The sequence below is a fragment of the Cohnella herbarum genome, assembly GCF_012849095.1.
In the GTDB taxonomy this organism is placed as follows: Bacteria; Bacillota; Bacilli; order Paenibacillales; family Paenibacillaceae; genus Cohnella; species Cohnella herbarum.
In genome coordinates, this window is the sequence record NZ_CP051680.1 from 1,755,597 (window position 1) to 1,780,062 (window position 24,466).

At 49.1% G+C, this 24,466-nt stretch carries 28 protein-coding genes; 6 read left to right on the top strand and 22 right to left on the bottom strand.

The features are described from left to right. Nucleotides 1–165: 165 nt before the first annotated feature. The 3 genes from HH215_RS07700 to HH215_RS07710 form a co-directional block, all read right to left on the bottom strand. The gene (locus tag HH215_RS07700; protein ID WP_169279364.1) at nt 166–702 is read right to left on the bottom strand and encodes a TVP38/TMEM64 family protein; all 537 of its coding nucleotides are present in this window, start codon (nt 700–702) and stop codon (nt 166–168) included. A 58-nt stretch (nt 703–760) separates the two neighbouring features. Next, nucleotides 761–1,114: a hypothetical protein gene (locus HH215_RS07705; RefSeq protein ID WP_169279365.1), complete on the bottom strand. Its 354-nt coding sequence runs from the start codon at nt 1,112–1,114 to the stop codon at nt 761–763. A gap of 138 nt (nt 1,115–1,252) precedes the next feature. Then, nucleotides 1,253–1,999 carry a spermidine synthase gene (locus HH215_RS07710; RefSeq protein WP_254450406.1) on the bottom strand — a complete coding sequence of 249 codons (747 nt, stop codon included), beginning with the start codon at nt 1,997–1,999 and terminating at the stop codon, nt 1,253–1,255. Between the two features lie 91 nt (nt 2,000–2,090). On the opposite strand from HH215_RS07710, the gene HH215_RS07715 reads away from it, so the two are divergent. Together HH215_RS07715 and HH215_RS07720 are read left to right on the top strand one after the other, a co-directional pair. Then, complete coding sequence (locus tag HH215_RS07715) at nt 2,091–2,771, top strand: GNAT family N-acetyltransferase (protein ID WP_169279366.1); 681 nt, start codon at nt 2,091–2,093, stop codon at nt 2,769–2,771. Between the two features lie 103 nt (nt 2,772–2,874). Then, complete coding sequence (locus tag HH215_RS07720) at nt 2,875–3,693, top strand: SPL family radical SAM protein (RefSeq protein WP_169279367.1); 819 nt, start codon at nt 2,875–2,877, stop codon at nt 3,691–3,693. Between the two features lie 35 nt (nt 3,694–3,728). On the opposite strand, the gene HH215_RS07725 is transcribed toward HH215_RS07720, so the two are convergent. From HH215_RS07725 to HH215_RS07745, 5 genes are all read right to left on the bottom strand, one after another. Continuing rightward, a complete protein-coding gene (locus HH215_RS07725) occupies nt 3,729–4,412 on the bottom strand; it encodes a DNA alkylation repair protein (RefSeq protein WP_169279368.1) in 684 nt (227 codons plus the stop codon). Between the two features lie 11 nt (nt 4,413–4,423). Continuing rightward, nucleotides 4,424–5,041, bottom strand: coding sequence for a DNA-3-methyladenine glycosylase family protein (locus tag HH215_RS07730; RefSeq protein WP_169279369.1), 618 nt, complete (start codon nt 5,039–5,041; stop codon nt 4,424–4,426). A gap of 491 nt (nt 5,042–5,532) precedes the next feature. Then, a complete protein-coding gene (tatA, locus tag HH215_RS07735; RefSeq protein WP_169279370.1) occupies nt 5,533–5,718 on the bottom strand; it encodes a twin-arginine translocase TatA/TatE family subunit in 186 nt (61 codons plus the stop codon). 25 nt (nt 5,719–5,743) lie between these two features. Continuing rightward, nucleotides 5,744–6,937: a ZIP family metal transporter gene (locus tag HH215_RS07740; protein WP_169279371.1), complete on the bottom strand. Its 1,194-nt coding sequence runs from the start codon at nt 6,935–6,937 to the stop codon at nt 5,744–5,746. 17 nt (nt 6,938–6,954) lie between these two features. Then, entirely contained in the window at nt 6,955–8,001 is a 1,047-nt protein-coding gene (locus HH215_RS07745; RefSeq protein ID WP_169279372.1) for a multicopper oxidase domain-containing protein, read from the bottom strand. A gap of 260 nt (nt 8,002–8,261) precedes the next feature. Between HH215_RS07745 and HH215_RS07750 the strand changes: the two genes are divergently transcribed. Then, nucleotides 8,262–8,969: a DUF421 domain-containing protein gene (locus tag HH215_RS07750; protein WP_174887607.1), complete on the top strand. Its 708-nt coding sequence runs from the start codon at nt 8,262–8,264 to the stop codon at nt 8,967–8,969. Between the two features lie 39 nt (nt 8,970–9,008). Here HH215_RS07750 and HH215_RS07755 read toward each other — a convergent pair whose 3' ends face one another. Beyond that, nucleotides 9,009–9,806: a helix-turn-helix domain-containing protein gene (locus HH215_RS07755; protein WP_169279373.1), complete on the bottom strand. Its 798-nt coding sequence runs from the start codon at nt 9,804–9,806 to the stop codon at nt 9,009–9,011. A 219-nt stretch (nt 9,807–10,025) separates the two neighbouring features. Here HH215_RS07755 and HH215_RS07760 point away from each other — a divergent pair, with 219 nt between their 5' ends. Continuing rightward, entirely contained in the window at nt 10,026–10,655 is a 630-nt protein-coding gene (locus tag HH215_RS07760) for a rhomboid family intramembrane serine protease (protein WP_169279374.1), read from the top strand. Between the two features lie 107 nt (nt 10,656–10,762). Here HH215_RS07760 and HH215_RS07765 read toward each other — a convergent pair whose 3' ends face one another. Continuing rightward, a complete protein-coding gene (locus HH215_RS07765) occupies nt 10,763–11,248 on the bottom strand; it encodes a hemerythrin domain-containing protein (protein WP_169279375.1) in 486 nt (161 codons plus the stop codon). Next, complete coding sequence (locus HH215_RS07770) at nt 11,245–11,754, bottom strand: hypothetical protein (protein WP_169279376.1); 510 nt, start codon at nt 11,752–11,754, stop codon at nt 11,245–11,247. Before HH215_RS07770 ends, HH215_RS07765 begins: the two co-directional genes overlap by 4 nt. Nucleotides 11,755–12,433: 679 nt before the next feature. Between HH215_RS07770 and HH215_RS07775 the strand changes: the two genes are divergently transcribed. Beyond that, nucleotides 12,434–13,369 (top strand): cation diffusion facilitator family transporter, encoded by a 936-nt coding sequence (locus HH215_RS07775; RefSeq protein WP_169279377.1) that lies wholly within the window; start codon nt 12,434–12,436, stop codon nt 13,367–13,369. Here HH215_RS07775 and HH215_RS07780 read toward each other — a convergent pair. The 6 genes from HH215_RS07780 to HH215_RS07805 form a co-directional block, all read right to left on the bottom strand. Further along, on the bottom strand, nt 13,366–14,025 hold the full coding sequence (locus HH215_RS07780; RefSeq protein WP_169279378.1) for a TetR/AcrR family transcriptional regulator: 660 nt from the start codon (nt 14,023–14,025) through the stop codon (nt 13,366–13,368). The two genes, HH215_RS07775 and HH215_RS07780, sit on opposite strands and share 4 nt — an antisense overlap. A gap of 35 nt (nt 14,026–14,060) precedes the next feature. Further along, nucleotides 14,061–15,101, bottom strand: a complete 1,041-nt coding sequence (locus tag HH215_RS07785) for an ABC transporter permease (RefSeq protein ID WP_169279379.1) — start codon at nt 15,099–15,101, stop codon at nt 14,061–14,063. After that, entirely contained in the window at nt 15,098–15,823 is a 726-nt protein-coding gene (locus HH215_RS07790; protein WP_169279380.1) for an ABC transporter ATP-binding protein, read from the bottom strand. Before HH215_RS07790 ends, HH215_RS07785 begins: the two co-directional genes overlap by 4 nt. A 133-nt stretch (nt 15,824–15,956) precedes the next feature. Next, nucleotides 15,957–16,649: a DUF3105 domain-containing protein gene (locus tag HH215_RS07795; RefSeq protein WP_169279381.1), complete on the bottom strand. Its 693-nt coding sequence runs from the start codon at nt 16,647–16,649 to the stop codon at nt 15,957–15,959. A gap of 93 nt (nt 16,650–16,742) precedes the next feature. Continuing rightward, nucleotides 16,743–17,600: a M56 family metallopeptidase gene (locus HH215_RS07800; RefSeq protein WP_169279382.1), complete on the bottom strand. Its 858-nt coding sequence runs from the start codon at nt 17,598–17,600 to the stop codon at nt 16,743–16,745. Next, on the bottom strand, nt 17,597–18,013 hold the full coding sequence (locus tag HH215_RS07805) for a BlaI/MecI/CopY family transcriptional regulator (protein ID WP_169279383.1): 417 nt from the start codon (nt 18,011–18,013) through the stop codon (nt 17,597–17,599). The genes HH215_RS07800 and HH215_RS07805 overlap by 4 nt, the downstream gene beginning before the upstream one ends. 142 nt (nt 18,014–18,155) lie before the next feature. On the opposite strand from HH215_RS07805, the gene HH215_RS07810 reads away from it, so the two are divergent. Then, nucleotides 18,156–18,566: a FixH family protein gene (locus HH215_RS07810; protein ID WP_169279384.1), complete on the top strand. Its 411-nt coding sequence runs from the start codon at nt 18,156–18,158 to the stop codon at nt 18,564–18,566. Nucleotides 18,567–18,586: 20 nt separating this feature from the next. Here the strand turns inward: HH215_RS07810 and HH215_RS07815 are convergent, their stop codons facing one another. The 5 genes from HH215_RS07815 to HH215_RS07835 all read right to left on the bottom strand — a co-directional run bounded on the left by HH215_RS07815 (nt 18,587) and on the right by HH215_RS07835 (nt 24,454). Further along, nucleotides 18,587–19,270, bottom strand: coding sequence for a sulfite exporter TauE/SafE family protein (locus tag HH215_RS07815; RefSeq protein WP_254450407.1), 684 nt, complete (start codon nt 19,268–19,270; stop codon nt 18,587–18,589). Nucleotides 19,271–19,291: 21 nt separating this feature from the next. Further along, nucleotides 19,292–21,490, bottom strand: coding sequence for a heavy metal translocating P-type ATPase (locus HH215_RS07820; RefSeq protein WP_169279385.1), 2,199 nt, complete (start codon nt 21,488–21,490; stop codon nt 19,292–19,294). A 247-nt stretch (nt 21,491–21,737) separates the two neighbouring features. Continuing rightward, nucleotides 21,738–21,935: a twin-arginine translocase TatA/TatE family subunit gene (locus tag HH215_RS07825; RefSeq protein WP_169279386.1), complete on the bottom strand. Its 198-nt coding sequence runs from the start codon at nt 21,933–21,935 to the stop codon at nt 21,738–21,740. A gap of 45 nt (nt 21,936–21,980) precedes the next feature. Beyond that, on the bottom strand, nt 21,981–22,736 hold the full coding sequence (gene tatC / locus HH215_RS07830) for a twin-arginine translocase subunit TatC (RefSeq protein ID WP_169279387.1): 756 nt from the start codon (nt 22,734–22,736) through the stop codon (nt 21,981–21,983). Then, the gene (locus tag HH215_RS07835; RefSeq protein WP_169279388.1) at nt 22,733–24,454 is read right to left on the bottom strand and encodes a GMC family oxidoreductase; all 1,722 of its coding nucleotides are present in this window, start codon (nt 24,452–24,454) and stop codon (nt 22,733–22,735) included. Before HH215_RS07835 ends, tatC begins: the two co-directional genes overlap by 4 nt. Nucleotides 24,455–24,466 lie beyond the last annotated feature (12 nt).

The window sequence follows — 24,466 nt, forward strand, 5'->3', positions numbered from 1 at the left end:
GATTATCCTCGCTTTCCTTTTTCAGGAACTTCGGGATTATTCTAATCGACCTACCCACAACGCGTCTATACGTACAGCGCCTCTCCCGTTTATAGTGAAATAAATCGTTAAAATGTATCATTTTTACGGCATGAAGAGGACCCGCTTCCTTCTATCCGGCAACGGTTAATCGAGATAATTCAATAGGCGATCTCCGAATAAGGTGACGGCGAAGATAAACGGTATTTTCCCAACGATCGACGCCAGCGCAAATGGAATGAGCTTCATATGGGTCACGGATGCTAAAATGTTAATGACTTGTGCGGGGATGAACGGTAACATACGGGCGATCATGACAGCAAGAAAGGGACTGCGATCAAAGAGGGCCGTTAAACGGGAAATCCCTTTGATGTCGAAGGCTCTTTGCCTTTGTTCCGGATTGAACGTATAGCGGACTAAGAGGAACAACGCTACAGCGGCTGAGCTGGATATGATCAGATTGATGACGCTGCCGGAGACGATTCCGTACTTAGCACCAAGCAAAGCAGCTAATATGCCGTAAGGAATCGCAGGCACGACCGCGATAAGAAACGCGACCGCGAATAATAAAATATCCGCCTCCCATGAGGAGTCAGCTTCAATCCACTGCAACAATGAATTCCGATAGACGAACAGTAAGACGGCTGTAGCGAGGTAAATGACGAACACGATCCGCTTTTTCAATGGGGGAGGCCTCTTTTACTAGGGTTATCTTACAAAACAATAACATGATTAGAGGCGACTAGGAGACTTTATTCTCGTCGATAATCGATTGCAAGGATACTCTCTTGCCTCTGGCATCTATGATTTTCGTGTCTTTCGTAATCGAAAGAATGATTTCGCTTTGATCCGTTAAGACAAGGCCGCGTCCGGTGACGGTAATCGTTTTACCGGAATCATCGTTCACGATATTCGTGATTTTTCCTACAGTAGCCGGAATCGCTTTTACTTGATTCACGTTAAAACCTTGTCCATCGTGTTTGGTCGGTGGGGGTACGTTTTGCGCACTGGCCGGAATCGGAATAGCCGCCAATGCGATAATAGATGCCGTCGCTAACGCTTTGTACATTTTGTACATTTTGTACATTTTGTTCATTCGTCATTCCTCCGGTTGTAGTGTACGCTTCGCAATGTCCTAGACGAGGAAAAGGTTAGAATGTTTCACGAGGTTCGGCTGATAGGATAAAGATTCCACCAATTGCGGTCATTTTGTGAATCGAAGCAGATGCTCCGGTCAGTCGCTATCCATAATCGTATGGCCTTCGCTTAATTGAATTTCAACGATTCCTTTTCCAACATCTCCTGCTTGCGCATCGAGTGTTTTGCCGCTTGCCAACACGATTATGTTACGCTCATCTCGTTCAGCCACCGCCGGCAAGGAAAATGCTTTGACGTAATCATATGTATTTCTAATCGTCGTATTTACGGCGTTTAACAGCCAATCGTTATTCGTTTTGCCCATTAGATTCAAGAGGAGAACGCCGTTGCTATCGAGCTTCTCTTTCGTCAATGCAAAAAACTCCAAAGTTTTTAGATGATGCGGAGTTCCCTTATCCGTGAAGGCATCAACGATAATATAATCGAATGAACTCTGTTCCTCCTGATCCAGAAGCTGACGACCGTCCCCGATCTTGACGTTATTCCGTTCATACATGAAATATTGCCGGCTTATGTCCACGACGCTCTCATCGATTTCCGCGATCGTAAAAAGCTTGTTCGGATAATGGCCAGCGATTGTCCCAATCCCGTGCCCGATAAGGAATACGCGCTCGAAATACGGATTAATGAACTCCATTAATGAAATAAGCGAGCTCTGGTATTCCAGAACAATCCGTTTCGGATCCTTTAAGTCTATCGCCCCCTGGACCGCATCATCCGCGAAACCCATGCAGCGAAATTTCCCCATCTTCCCGTACAATTGAGAGGTCTCGTATACGGCAATCTCGTTGTGCGCGCTAGACCTCTTCGTCAATAAATGCAACTCGTCGTACTCCTTCCCACTCCGTGCCTCTTGCTTTTATTTTCGATTACTATATATTATAGCCAATCGACCCATCGCAAGGAGGAAAAGTATGTATCGCAAACAATTTTACGTCTTCGATCAAGATCGGCCGGTTCCTGTCGTCATCCGTAATTATGAGCGCGGAGATTTCGACGATCTTATTCAAGTGCAACGGGAAAGCTTTCCGCCCCCGTTCCCATCCAACTTATGGTGGAATCCCGTTCAATTGAACAACCATGTTACGTTGTTCCCGGAAGGCGCGTTATGTATCGAAGTTCAGGGCGTGCTCGCCGGATCGATGACCGGACTGCTCATTGATTTTGATCCGGATCATCCGGATCATACGTGGGAACAGATTACGGATCACGGATACATACGAAACCATGTAAGCACCGGAAATACCCTGTACGTTGTCGATATTAGCGTACGTCCCTCCTATCGGAAACTAGGATTGGGACAAGCTTTAATGTCGTCCATGTACGAGGTTGTCGTGCACAAGGGGTTAGACCGATTGCTCGGCGGGGGAAGAATGTCAGGTTATCATAAGCGAGCGAACGAAATGACTGCGGAGCAGTATCTGAATGCCGTCGTTGCAGGAGAGATCAAAGATCCGGTCATTACATTCCTATTACGCTGCGGGCGAACTCCCCTCAAAGTCGTATCGAACTACTTAGAGGACGAAGAATCTTGCCATTACGCGGCTCTGATGGAATGGAAAAACCCTTTTGTCACGACAAGCAAAATAATCTGATTCCTCTGCGCACCGTATCGGGTTTCGTTTTCTTGCTCATCTATTCTATATTGCGTACAACCGTTCCCCCTTGGGGTTATACTGTTCATGGAGGTGAACTTTCTTGAAGGCGGAATACCTTTATAAACAACCGAAAACGCTCTTGAATAAAGGAACGGGTTTTCTAAGCGGTTATAGTCACTCTCTCAATCCCTATACGGGCTGTTCGTTCGGCTGTTCCTACTGTTACGTCAGGCAAATGCCGGTATCCACCTTCCGGGGACTTGAATGGGGATCTTGGGTCGATATCAAGCAAGGCGCGGCTGAAATCTTTCGGAAAGAATTGCGTAAGGCCAAGGTCAAAGGACCGGTTACGATCTTCATGTCATCGAGCACCGATCCGTATCAACCGATCGAATACAAAGAACGAATCACTCGATCTCTACTGGAAGTCATTGTCGAAGAGCCGCCCGATTTCTTATTCGTGCAAACCCGCAGCCCCTTGGTCGCACGGGATATCGATCTCTTATTACGACTAGGAGATCAGGTTCGGGTCAGCATGACCGTCGAAACGGACTTAGAACGCATTCGCAAGCATTTCTCTCCGTCAGCGCCGCCTATCGGTGCCAGACTCAAGACGCTTCAGGCGTTGGCCGATGCAGGCGTGCCGACTCAAGCAACGATTGCCCCTATGCTCCCGAGCAGCGAGGCTTTACCGGCGTTGCTCCGGAAATGCGTCGATCGCGTCTGCGTAGACGACTATTTCATGGGAGATGGCAGCGGGGGGAAACGAACGCGGAGTTTAGGCATATCAACGCTATATAAACAGCTAGGTTTAGAAGAATGGTACGACCCTTCCGCCTATCGCATCGTCTATGAGCGGTTGAAGACGGTATTTGAAGAGGATCAAATCTACGTGAGCCAGCAAGGATTTGAGCCCTAGGAGGGGGCAATCGCGAATACTATTGCTACAGCCCTCTACTTCCTTTTCATGCTGCGAATGAGCGTTTTGGTGATCTGGTCCACCCGGTAGGACTCGGTTATTTTTTGCAATGCTTTATTGTAGGTAAATAGATCTAACGAGTTGTCGTTTAAGTAGTTTAACGTAGGTTCCGGTAATTTCACGAAACAGATGGAAATCGCCCAAGCTACGGCCATCTTGACATAATACGCTTCGTGTTTGATGCCATCCAACAAGCGTAACACGCGGTCGATATATTCCTCATCGATATAATAACTAAGGAGCATTACCGCTCCGAAGCGGATTTCGTATTCGCGATCGGACGACAGATAAGGCTGCAGAAACTCCCATACCCGAACCTTATTCGCTACGGTGAATTTCAGCCCGTTGCAGAAGCTATCGCATACCGACCAGTTGTCAATTCGCGGGACAAAGACGGCTACATACTGAAGAAGTTCCTCTATGTCCGCCTTAACGTAACCGATAACCATTCCTTGCAGCATCACTTCCTCGAAATACTCGCTCTCGGTTTGTTCCACATAATCGCGCCATTCGCCTTGCGCGATAAGTTTGGCCATCTTGCGAAGCTCCGGTAACCTCACGCCCAATACATTATCGATAGTCGGAATAAGCGCCGCCGTAAATTTCTGAAATTCTGGTTCCGCAAGCTGCAATAGCTGATCTTTGATCGTTACGTTCATAACAAAGCTCCTTATTCAAAAGAAATCACCCATAAATAAATAGAGGCAATCGAACCATAGGGAGAGTAGGTCCGACGATAAACTTCAAATTGCTCTTTCGTGATCGAATGCAAGCCATAGAGCTTCATCATTCCGCGACGAATGGCGATATCTCCCCAACTAACTACGTCCTGTCGCTCCATGGCGTTAAGCAGAAGCATCTCCGCCGTCCATTTTCCAATGCCGTTTAATGCCGTGAGTCGTTGAATGACTTCCGCATCCGGCAAATCATGCAATTCATCTAAGTTAAAATCTCCATCCGCGATCATCCCGGCAATGTTATGAATACAGACGGCCTTCTTCATCGTCACTCCGCAGCTTTGGATGTCGTCGGCGGACCGTTCCGCCAAATTATGCGGTGTCACCTCGCCGAAGGTAAGCTGCATTCGATTCCAAATGGTTTGCGCCGCTTTGGCCGAAATCAATTGTCCTACTATGGCATGCACAAGCGCAGAGAACAGATCCGGGATAATGACGCGCTCGATTTTACCCATTCTGACCATTGCCGCTCCTAAAATCCCGTCAACGATTCTTAGATAATCGACTTCCTCATCCCCATAGTCAAAAAACTTGGTTATCACCGTCGCCAATCCGTTTCCCCCGATAGCTATCGTCTTAACTCTACTATAACTGAACCGACTCGATCCGCAAGATTCATCGAATAGGACAGCAAGATAACGTAAGAATCAGAAGCCGGTTCGTGCTCATCGCCTGTTGTTCCTAATTCTCCTTGTTTTCGTAGGCACATGGAATACAGAAGGACTGATTAAGTCGAGTCCCTCCTCTACTTGGTGCTGACTGGACAATCATGGGGAAATCGGAGCGTTTCACGGGGACATTCAGCGATGACGGCAACACTTTATCTGGTAATTGGGAGCTATCGGGCGATGGCGAGAGCTGGAATCCTTGGATGGAAATCAAGTTAACGAGGGTCGTTTAGCTCACCTTAATATCAAGTACTGCTTAATGACGTAAGAAATTATACTGACATCGAATTATGAACTGGCGATGATTGGACTGGGGAAGTTTATACAATAAACCTCCCCCTTCTAATCTCTGACCTACGATTGATAATTCGACTTCACTTGGGCCGCCTAGAATGGCCTTCGTCCGCTTCCTCCTCGATTAAATCTTTGGTTCCCGTTCTAAACTCCCTTAACGTCGTTCCGATCGCTTTACCCAATTGCGGCAATTTGGAAGGGCCGAAGATCAACAAAGCAATCAGCACCAGAAGCAATATTCCCGTCCAGCCAATATTTAAAGGCATTAAGATAACCTCCTTGAATGCAAGATTACACGCTGACGAAAAGCGCGGTCACGTACATCAATACGATACCGAGAGTCAAACTCGCCAAGTTAACCCACGACACTGCGGGTCTTCCCGCCTTCGCGGCCTCTCTTATGACCATTTTGCTAATCACATAGATCACTTGCACGATTGCCCCCGCTCCGATACCGAAGAACAGTGCGGCCAACGTATCGTTAAACACGAATCCGCCTATCCAAGTTCCCAGGATCGCCGGTGCTCCGGCAATAAGCGCCAACGTTAGGAACGTTCGCCACGTCGGTTGATCTTTCAGGAGCGGCGAAGCAATGCCTACCCCTTCCGTAATATTGTGCAGCGTGAAGCCGATAATCAAGAACGTTCCCAGTGCCGCTTCTCCGGCCGCGAAGGCTGCGCCGATCGCCAATCCCTCGCCAAGATTATGAAGCCCGATCCCTCCGGCGATCTTATAAGCCAATTGTTTACCGTCAGGGGTGCCTTTCCGTTCATTCGCTTGATCCAATGCAAGCAGGAAGAGAAAGCTTAGGAGCGCGCCAAACCAAACCAATCCCGTGCCTTGGAATATTCCCGGCGCTTCCGCTCCGAGCTCCAATCCTTCCTGAACGGTATCGACCGCGAGAAAAAACAGCAGTCCGACCGTAAGCGCAAGAATTCCTTGTATGCCCTTGTCCGAAAACCTGCGCAGGAAAGGAAACCACAATAGACCAAGTCCGATCGGCACGATCCCCACGTAAAATCCGATTAAAGCATATTGGGCAAAACGGTTAACGTCAGCCACGGGCGTCATAGCCGCGACGGCAACCTCGCCGGTAAATAACAGGCCGTTCGTCGTGATCAGTGTAATCGTGTAAGGTTCGCCATCCACCCAACCGTAAGGGATCGAAACTTCCGTCTTTCCTAACCGCCCTATCGTCTTACTCGGATGGAATGACGCATTCCAGAATGCATCGTTGACGACTACTTGCGCGATCGTGACGGTTTCCGGACCGGAGTTAAGCACTTTTACCGTAAATCCGTCCTCCGTCAAAGTGATTTTCTCAACGTTGAGAACTTCGACCGGAGCTACCGGTGTATCTTTGATTCCGGTTCCGAGACTCGATAACAAATAAATAATAACGGCCAGCAAAATTAGAGGAACGACTCCCCAGATCCAATATCGCTTCATCGGCTTAGGATTGCCGAGATTCAATTCGCTTTGCATACGGTTATCCTCCTTTCTTAAGCTTTAGCTTCGAAGAAACCTAGCCAGCCAAGCTCGGCGAATTCGCTTTGGTGCGCATGAAACATATATTGGCCGGGTTCGGGAAACACGATTTCCAATATTCCGCGTTGCCCTTGGCATTGCATGATCGTATCCGTAAGCACCGGTCTCGCTTCCGGATCCGCACCGACTTCGTAATAACGAAAGAAATTCGCATGAAGGTGGAAAGAATTAATGAGATCGAATTCCGTTAGATTACTTAAGTAAACGCGAACGAGCTCCCCTACTTTGACTTCGATCGGATAGGCATGGAATGCGAAGGCGTAACCGTTAACCGTATAAACCTCGTTCTCACCGTCCAGATCCAGATCGAATCCGTTCATGACCATGTTTAGCTCGTGCGCGGTTTTTCTTGGTTTCTTGGGATCAATAATGAAGTTCCCGTATAACCCTTTGTGAATATGCTTGGCAAGCGGCGGAATATGACAATGGTAAATGTGCAACCCTGCCGGCTTGGCCTCAAACTCGTAAATGAACTCCGTGCCGGATTGCACGGGCTCTATTCCATCCATCTTCGTCGGATGAATGCCATGAAAGTGGATGGAATGCGGATGTTTGGAACCGTTCCAAAACTTGATTCGAACGATATCTCCCTCGGTGCATCGAAGAGTCGGACCGGGAATCGTGCCGTTATAAGCCCATCCGGGAAATTTGATTCCGTTCGCGATCTCGACTTCCGTATCCATAGCTACCAACTCATACTCCCTTAAGACGCGTCCGTCCGCCCGGGTACTGACTTTACCGTAATCGAAAGAAGTTAGAGCCTCGATCGCCGCTTCCAACCCTTTCGTCCTTTCCTTACCCGGATCGTATCCGTGGGTCATCATGGCATGCTTCTGGGTTTGCAACGCCGAATGAACATCGTGCTTATCCATCGCTTTGACCGTTCTTCCGAACCATGAACCCGGATTTAACAATGCTCCTCCAAGTACGCCCAACGTACCTGCAGCCCCCCACTTCAATACTTCTCTTCTCGATATAGGTCGCTTTGGATCGAATGCCATACGCTTCACCTTCCATTCTTGTCTCAAGGAAATTAATTTTACCTAAGGAAACATTTTGGATAAAAAAATATGTTGTGTACTAGGGACAAAAAGTTGTGTTAATGCAACTTAAATGCTGATCTAAATATATCCTCTTTATGGAAAGTTGTAAACGAATTTCGTGAAAGTAGGAATTAAAAAGAAACCTTCTTTAGAAATATCTAAAGGCAGCTTCGATTGGGAAAGATATGTAGAAAGTATCGGAGACGAGGCGATTAATTATGGGTGTATGGGAAATCGTGCTGAGATCGTTGCTAGCGTTTGCTCTTATGATGGTCATTGCTCGAATTATGGGTAAACCGACGATCGCCCAGATGACCTATCATGATTTTGTGGCCTCGATTACTCTAGGCGCCATATCCGCTAACTTAGCCTTTAATGACAAACTTGCCGTATGGAAAATACTTACCGCGGTAATCGTCTTCTCCGGAATCGCTTATCTCTTGATGGTACTGTCTTTGAAAAACCGAATTCTGCGCAAATGGTTGTCAGGCGAACCGACCGTTCTCATTCAGGACGGCAAAATTCTGGAGCGGAATATGAAGAAACTCAAGGTTTCACTAGATATGCTGAATCAAGAACTAAGAGCAAAAGCGATCTTTAACATCGAAGAAGTCAAGTACGCCATACTCGAACTAAACGGACATCTATCGGTGATGCGAACATCCGACAGTATGGCTGTAACGATAAAGGACTTGAATTTGAAATCGGACACCAAGCTATCGTTTCCGATCGAATTAATTATGGACGGAACCGTTATTTCCAATAACTTAAAGCAAAACGGTATCTCGGAAAAATGGTTAGACGCGGAGCTGCACAAGAAAAACCTCTCTCTGGAAAAGGTCAATTATGCCGTCATCAATTCCGAAGGGAAAGTGATCTTCGATGAGTACGAAGATCATATCCGCCATGCCATTGACCGGGAATGAGCATGACCATATGGCGGAACCCTTCGAATCGAAAGTTTCTCATCGATTGCTAATCTGCAGAACTTGGTTCAAGAAATGATTCATTAACAAGGATAGGGAAACCAGAATCGGGGGATCGTCGGGAAGCGGCGGATGCAGCGTAACCTGCTGATAGGGAACGGATGAACCCGCATGTACCGTAATGGGCTCCTTAGAGCGGGTTCGCAATGTCGTATGCGGTAGCAGGAAATCGACGGCCTGCATTCCCCAGAGCACGGAAGTAGCCATCAGGTAATAAGTACCGGGTCTCACGTCGGTCAGACGGAACTCTCCATGCGAAGGAATCAACGTTCCATAGAGGGGAAACCCCTCGGGGATCGGCTTGGCGAACAAACCGATCAAGACGACGCCAGAAATCGGAACTTCCGTCCGCACGCTACCTTCTACGGTCGCGTATGCCCCATTAGCTTCAATGCGCGGTTGCCAATCTTTAAGCTTCTGCAAATTGTTAAGGTGATTTTCCGCCTCTATCGTAGAATTGCGAAATTGAGACGGAGTCACTCCTACCCGCTCCGTAAACCGCGTAGTAAACGTTCCTAGACTTTGCTGTCCGATCTCCAGCCCGATATCCCGTATGCCCAGGTTCGTGCGAAGAAGCAAGTCTTTGGCCTTCTGCAGACGAATCGAAGACGCATAATACAAGGGCGACAAGCCGATTCTTTCCTTAAAAATACGCGTAAAATGAAAAGGACTATAGCCAACATGGCTTGCTAATTGGTTCAGCGGCAACGGATCGTAAATGTTCCTGTGAATATAAGCGATCGCTTCGTCGATCTCCGCATAGCGGTTGGACTCCATCGTTCCCTTTCACCTCCTGAACCTCTCTAACTAAGCTATATGTAATAGGTATTGCACAAACAGGAACAAATGTTCTCAATAAAACTTACCATAAATTACATAAAAAACGCAAGTCTAAATTATCGAAACGAGTATATAGGCTCTGGAGACGGTTCCCTGTAAGCGAGCAATCTCGAATGGTATAATGGGAGAGGTTCACACCGTTAGGGAGGGATTACCATGCTATTCTTGCGATACGAAAATTTCCGCGGTTATCTCCGATTGTATCCGATCACGGCTCTAATTCTCGCCGTGAACTTGATCATGTTTCTGTTGGACAATTGGTTCCTGGATTCCCGATTAACCATTTGGGGATTGTTCTATCAAGAGCCGGTGTTCAATCGATACGGAATGGCCGAACCTTATCGTTACCTGTCCTCTATTATCCTTCACGCGGGCTGGGAACATCTCCTGTTCAATTGCTTCTCGACATTGGTATTCGCTCCTCCATTAGAGCGCATGTTGGGTCATCTTCGGTATTTGTTGTTTTATTTGGTCGCGGGCATAGGAGGAAACGCATTAAGCGCGATCATTCACGCCGGCTCGGAATATGCGTCGGTAGGTGCTTCCGGCGCGATATACGGCGTGTTCGGAGCTTATCTCTTTCTTGCCGTTTTCCGAAAGGCCGCATTGGACGAAGCAACGCGCAAGACGATCTACGGAACCTTGGTCTTCGGCGTAATCTACTCGGTATTGTCCCCGAACATTAATCTCTGGGCCCATATCGGGGGCGCACTCTCAGGTTTCGCTATGATGGGCGCCATCGTTACATTAAGGAAGAAAGTCCGCGACAGGTTAAGTTCTCGTTAAAGCGCGAATCTGTATTATTGAACGATTGAAACGATTACAAAAAAACTAGGGAGCCCGAGCTTCCCTAGTTTTCTTCATTTCATTATCAGCGATGGAACGGTCCATCCTTATGAGCCGATATATTCGATTTCCTCCATTAATCGTTCTGCCGCTGGAACGATCGTCTCATCCTCGACTCGGAAGTGTTCGGAGATGATGATGAGCACCTGAAGCAGGCGCGTAAGCGATTCTTCTGCCGGTTCTCCGCTTTCCAAGGACAATAAGTATGACTCATAGAACTGAAGAACGATTCTATCGTCCTGTTCTAGCACCGACACTTGCCCCATTCGTCCGCCTTTACCGGAGCACTTAGCGATCGGATACACGATAGTCCGTTCCTTTTCCTGATGCGTCTGCCATTCCTCCATGAAAGGCATGAAATCCTCATGCACTTGGCGCAGATGCATTCCCCAATAGGGATAATCGAAGTTTCCCGGATTCCATCTCATTTTCACGCATAGCTTGTTCAGTTTATCCCGCAAAGCATCGTGTTCTTCTTTCCACTGGTCGTATGACTGATAGAGATCAAGCAACGGCGAACCCGAATTCGTCATCGGATATCCTCCTCCAACTCCTGCATGATTTCCTCTTCTTCTCTGAAGCGATTGCTCATAATCGCGTAAGCTTGGATCAAATACCCGGCCAACCTCCTTGCTTCGTCCCGCTGTAAAGGAAGACTCGTACGATCAAAGGATTGCATAAATGCCTGGATCGATCGTTCGGCCAAATCGTATTCCCTCCCCATCAACGAGTACAAGTCCGACTCGGCTCCCAACAACCGGACGGCATTCGGGAACAGCTCCGTCTCCTCCCAAGAAGTATGCTCGTTCCAATCCTGCATGAATATTTTGACGTTCTCGCTCAGCTTGCAAATATCCCGATTTACGCCGATGTCATCTTTGCCTTGACGTAAACTGCAGGCCTGCTCGAATATGTTGTGCAACTCGAATCTCAGCAACTCATGCTCCTGCTTTGCCCGAAGCATGGACGTTTCCAACCCATATTCACTACTTTCGGCGTTTAACGGATGTTTATCGTGGGGGACATGTAATTTTGTCATAAAATCACTTCCTCTCCTGACTTATGAGTTTATCTTAACCCTTCCTCCGCCCTGTTCGTGTGAAAATAATCACAATGTAACAAACTGCTCATAATTGCTTGTTTTCTTTCCCTATCGGTTATTGGTACAAGCAAGTCGGTTCGATGCGACATATTTTGATCTTAAGCAATCAAGAAGGAGGTGGCATTATGTCCAAGCTAAAAGTATCCGGCTGTGAACATCGACACAAATCCAACCGCAGTTGCGGTTGCGAAAAACACAGATCCGAACACAAGCACAGATCCGACCACAAACACAGATCCGACCATAAACACAGATCTTGCGGAAGGGACAAGTCCCATGGCAGAAATAAATCCTGCGGTCACGAAAAGCATAAAAACAATTGCAGATGTTTCGCCTGCTGCGAGATCAGGCACGAAAACCATTACGGATATTATCAACCCCGCTCTTGGCTGTAATTAATCTCATGGCAACGAAGCTAAGAAGTCCGTACACTCTGCGGACTTTTTATTTTGATAACGGGTTTATCCTTGCCCCAGCCTTGCTCTCTTTATCTGGATTAATAATGATTATTACTAACGTTATCCATACAAAGTTCATTTGCCTATTTCCGTCGGTCATGAGATTATTTATAGTAAGTATTAAACGATAATCATTATAATTAAGGTGGGGATTTGCTATGAAAACGGTCGATTATCATCACTTGGACCATGTCAAAGAACAGCAGTCCTCGAAGCGAACGCTGTGGATTACTCTCCTCTTGACTTTGTTCTTTACCGTTGTCGAGATTATTGGCGGGGTACTGTCGCAGTCGCTAGCTTTGTTGTCCGATTCCGCGCATATGATATCCGACGTGCTCGCCTTAGGACTGAGCATGTTCGCGATCTACATGGCCACGCGTAAACCCAATGACCAATATACTTTCGGATTTCTGCGTTTCGAGATCATCGCTTCTTTCCTGAACGGGCTAACGTTAATCTTAATCGCCCTATGGATCTTCGTGGAAGGAATCAAAAGAATGATCCACCCTCAACAAGTCGATCTGGGATTGATGCTGGTCATAGCCTCCATCGGATTGGTCGTAAACATTACGTTAACGATTATCCTATCGCGCAGCATGAAGGCCGAGAATAACCTAAACGTCAAAAGCGCTCTATGGCACTTCATCGGGGATTTACTGAGCTCGGTTGGCGTAATCGTATCGGCCTTGCTTATCCGTTTCACCGGTTGGCAAGCGATCGACCCGCTAATCAGCATGGTCATTGGCGGAATCATTTGTTTCGGAGGGTACAAAATCATTCGGGAGGCTTATTTAATCCTGATGGAAACCGTGCCGGAGAAATTCGATTTGAATGAAATACGTGCCGATCTCGGCAATATCGAGGGCATCGAAGACGTTCATGAGATGCATTTGTGGGCTGTGTCGACGGAACACTATTCGCTTACGGCTCATGTGTTCGCACGAGTCGACATACAGCCCTTCTGCATCATCCTCGCCATTAACGAAATGCTCAAAAGCAAATACGGAATCGGTCATTCCACGATTCAGATCGAGCATGCGGCGATTCATGACCATGGCGAGTACGGGCGCAATTTTTTACTGAATCATGTTTAGTCTCTAGCCGATACGCCGTATACGATAAATCGAACGAGACTTTCGATCTCCCGCTCTTCGTTATCCGCGTTAGTTTCCGGAGACAACACGAACCGAACGACGAACTGGCTTCCGATCGTAGATAAAATCATCCTTATCAACTGATCGTTGGGGATGTCCGCCAGTTCGCCTCGGGCCTTGTAGTCGTTTATCGCGTTGCCGATAAAAGCGGACATTTCCTTGCCGATATGGGGAAATAGGTCGTAGCGAAGCTCGTCGCGATATAACAGCTCCTTGATAACCACCCGGAAGATTTCCCGGTTTGCTTTCAAGAAGTTCAGCCGGTTACGAATCAAGGATTCGATAAAATCCTCGAAACGGGTATTGTTATCCGGATTTACTTCTTCTCTTAAATCCTTGGCCAAGTCAGGCATGGATTCCTTCAAGAACGGCGCAATGACGGAAAGCAATAAATTTTCCTTCGTACCGTAATGGCGAAAGATAGTACCTTCCGCCACTCCCGATTTTTTGGCGATTTCGCTGGTCGACGTATTGGAGTATCCTTTCTCCGCGAATAAAGCGATGGCCGATTCCACGATTTTTTGCTGTTTGGCCGTTTCTTTTTTCGAGAGTTTGGATTTGGCTACGATTGCTTCCAAAATATTTATCGAGGACATGCCTACCCTTACCTTTCTATGGCTTGATCTTCTTTTTATTTGCGGTATTTTTTCAATGCCAATGCGTTAAGGACGATAAAAATCGTCGCGAAGAGCACCAGAATCAGTATATTAACCGCAATATCGCCGAAAACTTCTCCTCGGTACATAACGCCTTTTAACGCATCCGCCGCATAATAGAGCGGCATGATTTGCCCGAAAGCTTGCAGCCAATCCGCCATCCCGTCGATCGGGACGATTCCGGCGAAGAATACTTGCGGCAATACGACGATCGGGATAAATTGTACCATCTGGAATTCGGACGCAGCGAAAGTCGACAACAGTATTCCTAGAGATAGAGCGACCAACGCGAGCAACAAGTTAATAAGCAGCACGTTCCATATGGAACCCACGAGCGCGATATCCAATACGTTTACGGCGAACAAGACGACGATGATCGTTTGAATAACCGCGAATATCCCGTACCCCGTCAAGTATCCCGTGATCACTTCCGCCCTTCGGATCGGCGTGGACATCAGCCTTTCCAGCGTCCCCGTCGTCCGTTCGCGCAACAAGCCGATTCCAGAGATCAGGAACACGAAGAAGAAGACGAAGAACCCGACGAGAATGGGACTTAACACGTCGAAAAAGTTGGTGTCTCCGTTGCCGTAAACGTAGTTTATGGACAGGTTAGGAGGTACGAAATCGGTAGCTAAGTTGGCGATGACGAGCGAGGCGATCGTTTGACTGACCTTCATCTTCAAAGCCTTAGCTTCCGAAGGTTCCGCGTTCGTAAGCGTGAGAGTCAGCTTGCCGTCCGTCATCCGCAGGATGCCGTCCAGCCGATCGTTTACGATCGTTTCTTTCGTATCGACGGCGACTTCTTCGATGACGATCCCGCTTTGTTCTAACGCTTGCAGAAGCGGCTTCTCGACGCTAATGACGCCTAGTCTCGGCGGGGCAACTTCGCCATTGCCGTTCAGAATGAGATTCACGAGGGTCAGAATGATTAACGGGGCTACGAATAATAACGCCAGCGTGCGTTTGTCCCGAAGCATTTGCCGAATGATTCTTTTCGTTAACGCAACCGTTCTCATTGGCGCTTCCCCCCTGCGTTCAGGAATACATCCTCAAGGCTTCCGACCCCGTATTGTTCCATTAGCTCTGTCGGGGAGCCTGTCGTCAATATTCTTCCTTCTCTCACCATCGCAAGGAAATCGCATCTCCCCGCTTCATCCATGACATGCGTCGTTACGATAACCGTCTTGCCTTCTTCGTTCTTCAGGCGCAGCAGCTCGTTCCATATCGATAATCTAAGCTCCGGGTCGATGCCGACCGTAGGTTCGTCCAGGATCAGAATCCGGGGATTCTGAATTAATGCGATCGCTAGCGAGAGCCTGCGCTTCATGCCCCCGGAGTACGCGGACACCCTCTTCTTCAGTTCCTCTGTCAAGTTTACCAGCTGCGCGGTGTACGCTATCCGATCCTTTCTCTCCTTCTTGCCGAGCTTGAACAAGGAGGCGAAAAACTCGAGATTCTCTTCTCCCGATAGCTCCGCGTATAAGGCATCGGATTGCGCCATGTAGCCGATTTCCTGGAGCAATTTCAGATTCGGCATTTTCTCGCCCAACACATGAACCGTCCCCGTATCCGCCGTCTCCATGCCGACCAGCATTTTAACGAGCGTTGTTTTGCCGGCACCCGAAGGACCGATCAAACCATAGATTTGGCCGCTCTGAATGTCCAGGTTTATTTCGTTCAGAATCGTCTTTTTCCCATAATTCTTGCTGACGCCGATCACTTTCACGGATGAACCCATTCCAACGCCTCCCGGATCAGAAAAAGTGAGTGATTACTTTTATTTTATGGTGACGACGAGTCTAATGTCAATATTTACATAAAAAACAGTTCGAATCTCTTGGATTCGAACTGCCTTTTCCCGGTTTCTCCTCTTACATCGTGCCGCCGCCGCGCCGAACCCTCGCCGGAATTTGCTCCGGTCCTTTATTGATGTATTCATAGATGAAGGTACCCGCCTTCCGTTCGTCGTACGCGGTTAACTCCATCGTTTTCGTCCAGGCGTTCATCACCAGTTGCTTGCCTTCGGGAATGTCCGTGCTCGGTACGGCAAGAACGCCCGCACCCGCCTTCTTGTAATGGGAGAGAACTTCGACCGCTTCTTTTATTTCCTTGCTTGCATCCGGGCGATAATAGATCAGAATATCCCCATGCTCCAAATTATGCACCAGCAATTCCGTTGCAGGCTTCTCCGTGTAATAGCCGAATTTCAGATCGTGAGGACTATGCGTCCCCGAAGTCGGGAGCTTCATCTCGTATAAGACCGGCATTTCCGAATGTCCTCCTCCATAATCGCGGTCTGTCGTCACCTCGATTGCCTCTTTGTAATTGAGAGTTCCCAAATCGTACTTACCGGAGGAGTTCTGAACCAACGCTACGATGATTGCCAAGACGGCTACCGCTAATAGGGAATGAGCGGTCATGCGCATCTTCTTGCTTTTCTGCTTTAACTCGGCTTTCCGCTCCTTCTTCAATTGACTCGTGTTCGTCTTATTCCATTTCGAAGCTAATCCGTAACCGATTAGAGCGGCTATTAGAATCAAGGCGCCGATTATTCCCATGACCATATTCTTTTCTCTCCATTCGTCGTAATGGGTATTAGAATCATAAACTCCGAACACTACGCTTCGTAGTTTATGATCGAGCGCAAAAACGGCAAATCAGATGCCCGCGAGCAGCATCATGAACATAATAAGCACCAGCATATAGGCCGAGGTCACGATGGATGTCGCGTCCAGCTTCACCGGAAGGGTGCGCACCGGATTAACGAGCTCCTGCAGCCTATAGTTGATCGAACCGTCGGAGAAATTCGCCAACTCGGGAGTCGCATTAAGATTTGGCCCGCTTCTGATCAGCTTTAATATGGCGCTGCCTAAGCCGAGTTCGGATCCCGTTCGATGAATCGCATATTCGTCGGCCGCGAGCTCGCTGATGATTTTATAATTCAAATAGGACCATCGCGCAAGCGGGATAAACCACAGGGCTTGCGAGATTAAGCGGGTTAGAAGAATCTTAGCCGTATCGCGGTTAATCTGATGAAACGATTCATGTTCGATAACCGCCCTCAGCTCCTGCTCGTCCAATCTATCGATCAATGCCGTAGACAACACGATTCGAGGTTGGCGGAAACCGACCGTAAACGCGAGCATTCGTTCCTGCTTCACGACGATCAGATCGGAATGACGGTTAAATTTCCGGGTAATATGTTCCGATAGACGCGAATCGGTTATCGCGCTCAGTTTGTTCCTGAAACGGCGAAGGAGAATAAACTGATGCGCTCCTCCGAATATTCCGATTCCTAATGTAGAAACGATAAGTAGATTGAGCAGGATAGTGATTACACGAAACGGCAAAGAATCCGGATGGAATAATCCGATACAGAAGTTAAAAATATTTCTGTGCAGGCTAGTCCCCCACAGCAAATGCGCTACGTACATCCCCATTTGGCTTAACACCAGCATGGCGATTGCAACGCTAACGGCGAGGACGACATACGTTTGTTTTTTTCTCCGCATCATTCCGGCTTCCTCTTCAATCCTTGGATTTTAAGCTCCAATTGATCAAGCAGCTCTTGATCTACTTCCTTCAACACGTCGATCATATGGTTGATGACGAGTCCGCCGAATTCCTCGAACAGATTTTCCGTTAGTTTCTTGGATTGCTCCTCGATAAACCGTTCTTTCGATTGGCTAGGCTTGTACAGAGACTGCCTGGAACGAGATCGCTTTAGCAAAATGCCCTTGTCCACTAACCGATTCATCACCGTCATAACCGTATTGAAGTTAATGGGCTTGCTCTGCTCTAGTCTTGATTGCACTTCCTTGATGCTCATCTCTTCCGAATTCCATAGCAGTTCCATGATCTTGGCTTCCAACGTTCCGAAAAACCGATTTAATCCCACTTCGTCGTATTTAAAACTTTTGATACTCAAATCTTCGCCCACCTTCCACTACACATTATAGTGTAGCATGGAATGCGTTACAAGCTTGAAAATGTTGACGAATCACCGCCGATAAAGGTGCATAGATATCACAATAGCTGCTGCATATCTAGACAACGGAAGAAGGGATCCCTTGAAAGCCATTTCGCTCACCCTCTTGCTCCTGCTGCTCATCGTTGCGGGCGTATTTTATTTATTGCCCGACAATTCGGGAATATCGGCCAAAACGGACTACAGCAACGAAGCTGTTCGAATAAGCGTAACTTCGAACCAAGAAGCGGCGGTAGCCATGAGCGAAAATTCCTTCACGCTCCAACTAACCGATGCGGCCGGTCAACCGATTCGACAGGCGAATCTTAAGGTGCAATTGTTGATGCCGAAAATGTATTGCGGAATCATTATGGCTCAAGTATCCGAACAGACGCCGGGTTCTTACCTCATTAAGGGCATACCGGTGATGCAAGGAAAGTGGAATGCCGAAATCTCTCTGCGGATCGCGGATCAGCTTATACGGGTGGACCACCCTTTTATCGTCAAATCATGAATGAATTCTGCCAACTTCATCTACCATAGCCAGGGATGGATGGAGGGTACCCACCCATTCGCGACGAAACCTTTCATTAAAGACAGAATCCCCATTAAATATGCGAGGCTAGCTCCTGCCGTCCGCATCCCTTTCCTCCATTTTTTCCGAATGCCTCCGGCAAAGAGACCTGTGATGAGTAAGATGGGAAACGTCGATAATCCGAAAACAAGCATGATGATCAAGCCGTCCAACCATAACGCCGTCGAGGCTGCATTCATCTGCATCGCGTAAGTAAGCCCGCAAGGGAGAAATCCGAGCATAATCCCCGTTAAATAAATCCCAGTCAGGTCGTACTTTTCTCTGACATGCGCGATTTTCTTCGTCAAGTAGCGGCTTCCCGGCACCCAATGATGAGGTATGGGCAACGTATAACGCCAATAGGTCCAGAGCAGAATGAATACCCCCGCGAGAATGCTCGCTATGCTCTGAATGCCTACGAGACCGCCGGCTAAATTCATAAAAGAACCCGCGTATCCCATTGCCCCGCCGATCAGCGAGTAAGTCGTAATTCTACCCGCGTTATACGCCAACACCGAACGTAAAGGAGATTGTTTCGCATTCATCGCGAAGGAGGATGCGATTCCTCCGCACATGATTAAGCAATGCGGGGCTCCCGCCAAACCGGACAAGGCGACGATGAGCAGCGCGTTTCCCGTTATCACTTGCGCGTATCTCCCCTTTCCTCATGCTCTCTTCTTGCCCGACCTCTGAAGTCTGAGCGCGTTAGCGACGACGGTTACCGAGCTTGCGGCCATTCCGATGCAAGAGACGCGCGGATCCAAGTAGCCGAATGCCGCAAAGGGAACGGCGATCAGATTGTAAACAACGGCAAGCGCTAGATTTTGTTTGATGTTCCCCATCGTTTTCCTGCTGATCCCGATCGCGTCCAAGATGCCGGATAATCGATCGTTAACGAGAATAACATCGCCTGCCTCTCTCGCGGAATTTACGCCTCCCCCCATCGCGATTCCGACGTTGGCCGCCGCCAAAGCCGCGGTATCGTTGTTGCCATCTCCGAGCACGGCGACGATTCTCCCTTTGTCCCGCAACTCTCGAACGACGGCGAGCTTCATCTCCGGACTCATCGCGGCCCGGTAATGATCCGCTCCGACTTCGGCGGCGATCTTACTCGCCGGCTCCGGCTGATCGCCCGTCAGCATCCATACTTTCGCCTGGGATTTCAGTTTGCGAACGACTTGCGGAGCTTCCGTCCGCAACACATCGCTTAGAACGAGCCATCCGGTTAACCTGGCATTCACGGATACGTAGAGGATCGTCCTTCCCCCGCCGCCCGACGTCGGCAATGACTGAGCTTGTTGTTCCGCCATTGCCGGGAGCTCAGATTTCATCCAGCGATAATGACCTACCCGGACCGTCTTCCCTTCCACGATTCCTTTCATTCCGTTACCCGGCAACTCGACCACATTAGATGCCTCCGGAACGATAATTCGGCGACGATCCGCGCCTTGAACGATCGCTTGCGCCAATAAGTGCGCGGAGTGTTGTTCCACCGCGGCGGCCATCCGGATTAAATAGGCTTCCGAATCCGTTACGCTCTGAACGCCGAGCAAGTGTGGTCTTCCCTCCGTCAGCGTTCCGGTTTTGTCGAGCAAGACATGATTTACCCGGTGTAGCGTCTCCAATGCACGCCCATCCTTGAAGAGAATGCCCGACTTCGCCGATAAAGCCGTCGCGACAAGGATCGAAACGGGCGTTGCCAAGCCTAACGCGCAAGGGCAAGCAACGAGCAATACGGACAGCGCTTGACGCATAGCCATCTCGGACGCATTTTCTTGCGCAGAGAATAACCATGCGATGTAAGTGACGACTGCGCACAGAAGCATGAACGGGACGAAATAAGCGGCGACGCGGTCGACCTTGCGCGCGATTAACGGTTTATTGCTTTGCGCTTCTTCCACCATCGCGATCATCCGGGTAAGACGCGAACGTTGGGTTTCGCTGCCCGCTTGAATAAGAAGCTTCCCGTTCAGGCACCTGGTGCCGCTAAACACCTGATCCCGAATCGACTTCATGACGGGATGGCTTTCGCCCGTCAGCAACGATTCGTCAATCTCGGAAGCGCCGGAGACGATCGTTCCGTCAGCCGAAATCCACTCTCCCGCCAACACGCAGACGATGTCGCCCCTGCGCAACTCCTCGGAGGGGATCCATGTTTCCTCCTTGCCGCGAACGATGCGCACGAGCCGAATTTGCAGATCGTACAATTCGTTTAAATCTTTTAAGGCTTTGCCCCTTGCGATGGATTCGAGCAACTTGCCGAGCAGAATGACCGTCAAGATCATCGCGATCGCATCGAAGTAAAGCGGGACATGCCCATGTCCCGTCGAGCCGATATGGCGGAAGATTTGATAATGACTGTAGAAATAAGCGGCCGACGTGCTAATGACGACCAATACATCCATATTGGCGCTTCGCTGTTTTAATGCACGATAAGCGCCAACGTAGAAGGGGTACGCGATATAAAATTGCAAAATCGTGGCAAGGCCCCATTGAAAGAACGTATCGTGAAAGAGATGCGGAGTCCACACTCCGGATAGAAGCGGAAAATGCGCCAGCATGCCCCACATGAGCGGGAACGAAAGGATTAGCGAAGCCAGAAACCGGATGCGGTAATGGCGCACTTCGGAATCGTTCGCGTCTTTCGGCCTTTGCGCATGCTCGATTCCGTAACCCAATTGTTCGATTTTCCGGTAAACATCCGCTTCTCCGACCGTGCCTTGATCGATTTGAACCGAAGCTTGGGCGGTCGCCAAATTCACCGAAATCGTATGGACTCCATCCATCCGTCCTACGGCTCTTTCGATTCTCGATGAACACGCCGCGCAGGTCATCCCCGTGATATACAGCCTTAACGTCTGCAATTCGATCCCTCTTCCCGCCCGTCGGATTCGTTCAAGCTTTCGCTTGTCCTTCTAATCTATGAGCAGGGAAAATCGTTCAGAATAGTCTCTGGGCAAAGGTTAGGTTACCGGTTAATCGAATCCCGCAAAAAAATACACCCAAGAATATCATTAGATCCCCCGAAGGTTAATCTAATGTCTATTCATTGGGTGCATTTCACAATTATCGCAGCTAACTAGCTTATTCGAATTTGATCCAATCTTCAGCTTAAGACTGCTTCTCCACTTCGACTACCGTTACCCGATCCTCCGGCTCCTCGTCCACGATGCCTTTGGTCGAATTGCGGAATTCGCGCAAAGTATCGCCGAAAGCCCGGCCTAACTGCGGCAGCTTGGCCGGACCGAACACGATCAGCGCGATAACCAAAATGATGACCAGCCCCGAAATCCCTATGTTGTTGAACATTGCGGATCACCTCCCTTCTCCTTGTATGAATCCTGTTCCCTTACGTTAGGTCGGACGAACGGCCACGAGCGTTCTTCTTCGATGATAACGCGTGGAGATGAACGCGCTGATCTCGAAGAGTACAATGAGAGGAACCGTCACCGATAGATGCGAGACGAAATCCGGCGGTGAGATCAGCGACCCTAGTATCGCTAGTCCGACATAAGCGAATTTGCGTACTTTCTTCAGCTTGTCCGGCGTCAGCATTCCGATCCGCGTAAGGAACATCATCACGAGCGGCATTTCGAAGGCGATTCCCATCGGCAACAGAAAACTCGTCAAAAACGACACGTAATGCTGAATTCCGTATACCTCCATGGCGCCGATGCTCTGATTCAGTTTAATCATGAACCGGATCATCATCGGTAGCGCGACGGTATAACCGAAACCCACCCCGAAGATGAACAGCAAGAACGACAACGGTACGTAGAGCAGCGTGCTTTTCGCTTCGGAATCGGTCATCCCGGGTCGGGCGAATGCCCAGAGATGGTACAGTAACACCGGCAACGTCAACACGACTCCGACCAGCAATGCGCATTTCATGTACACGAGCAGTCCGTCGGATAACGCGAACACGCTCCACTCGACTTGCACGGCCCCCATATTTTCTTTTACGAAAGTTAGAAGCTTCGGAGATAAGTACAGACCGAAGCTTAACGCCGCGATAAAATAAACGGAAACATAGATGAGACGCTTGCGAAGCTCCGTTAAATGGATGACCAGATCGCGATCGAGCGCTTCCGATCTCTGCCCCCCGCTCATACGAGAGAGCCGCCTTTCTGTAGATACTTCCCAACGCCTTCGGCTGTGCGGTAGGCTAACGCTCCGACGACTCCCGTTGGATTATAGCCCCCGTTATGCGGGAAGTTGGAAGCTCCGCAGATGAACACGTTGTCCGCATCCCACATCTGCAAATAATTGTTCACGACGGACGTCTTCGGGTCGCTGCCCATTATCGTTCCTCCCGTGTTGTGCGTCGACTGATAGGGAACGATATTGTACTGCTTGATCACATCATTCATTTGCGTAGTCGTCGCGCCCATTCCATCCGCGATTTCCTTCGTTTTCCGCGCGATAAACTTCACGAGCTCGATGTCTTGCTGTTCGAAATCGAAGGTCATGCGTATTAGCGGTATTCCGAGCGCGTCCTTATACTCCGGATCGAGATCCAAGTAATGGTGGCGGTATGGCATGCATGCTCCTTGTCCTGCTATAGATAACACGCGGTTCGCATTGTGCAGCGTAGCTTGCTTGAACGACTTTCCCCATTTCGGCGTGCCCGCGGGAGTCGGTTGATACTGAATCGGTCTTAACCCGGCTTGAGTAAACCGAATATTCGCGCCGTGCAGGAAGTTCAAAGAACTATGATCGAAGTTGTCGCCGTTAAAGTCATCTATGCAGCTTCCAAGCGCGCCTGCCCCCATCGCCATATTAAACTCCCGATCCTCATAGAAGGCGGCGGTGCTCGCTCCGTTAACTTGATAGGCGTAATTTCGTCCGACGGATCCGGTATCCGACTTCGGGTCATAAGGTTGTCCCAGCTTGGACACCAGCAGCAAGCGTACGTTCGTGAACACGTATCCTGCTAAAATAACAACGTCGGCCGGTTGCATGTACTCTTCTCCGGTCGGTACGTTAACGTACTTGATCCCGGTCGCTTTCTTGCCGTCGTGAATAATTTCCGTGACGTTAGAGAAGGTGCGCAGCTCGAACTTGCCCGTCTGTAGAGCGACCGGCAGCACGGTCACGACAGGATCGGCCTTCGATCCGTATTCGCAGCCGAAGCGCTCGCAGTACCCGCAATATTGGCATGCCGCCCGCTCGATGCCGTCCGGATTTGTGTATGCTTCGGATAGGTTCGCGGAAGGAATGTTGTAAGGGTGGTAACCGAGCTTCTTGGCGGATTCCGTGAATAGCTTCATGCCCGGCGTCTGTTTCATCGGACCCGTCGGGAACGGCTTTGACATCTGCGAGACATGTTCCGGAAGTTCCTTGTCCCCGGAGATGCCCGCCATCTGCTCGTATTTAACGAAATACGGCTCAAGCTCGCCGTACGTGATTCCCCAATCCCGTAGAGTCATTCCTTCGGGAATTTTACTCTTTCCGTAGCGCTCCACCGTCTTGGTATAGATTTCGAAATCATACGGTAGAAAACGGTAATATTGTCCGTTCCAATGGACGCCGGCCCCGCCGAGACCATCCCCCATTAAGAACGATCCGTACGTGCGCATCGGAAGCGCCCGTATTTTCTCCGTATTGCGGAAAGTAATGGTTTCCTTGGACAAGTCTTGCATCAACTCGTACCTCGTCGCATATCTCAGTTCATCATGGACGTGGTAATAGTCTTGGGTTCCTCGGCTTTTGCCGCGTTCTAACCCGACTACGTTGTGACCTGCCTTCGTCAACTCGGCGGCAATGATGCCGCCTACCCAGCCCATCCCAACGATGACGACATTCACTTTCGGAAGTTTATTCGCCATGCCACCTCCTCC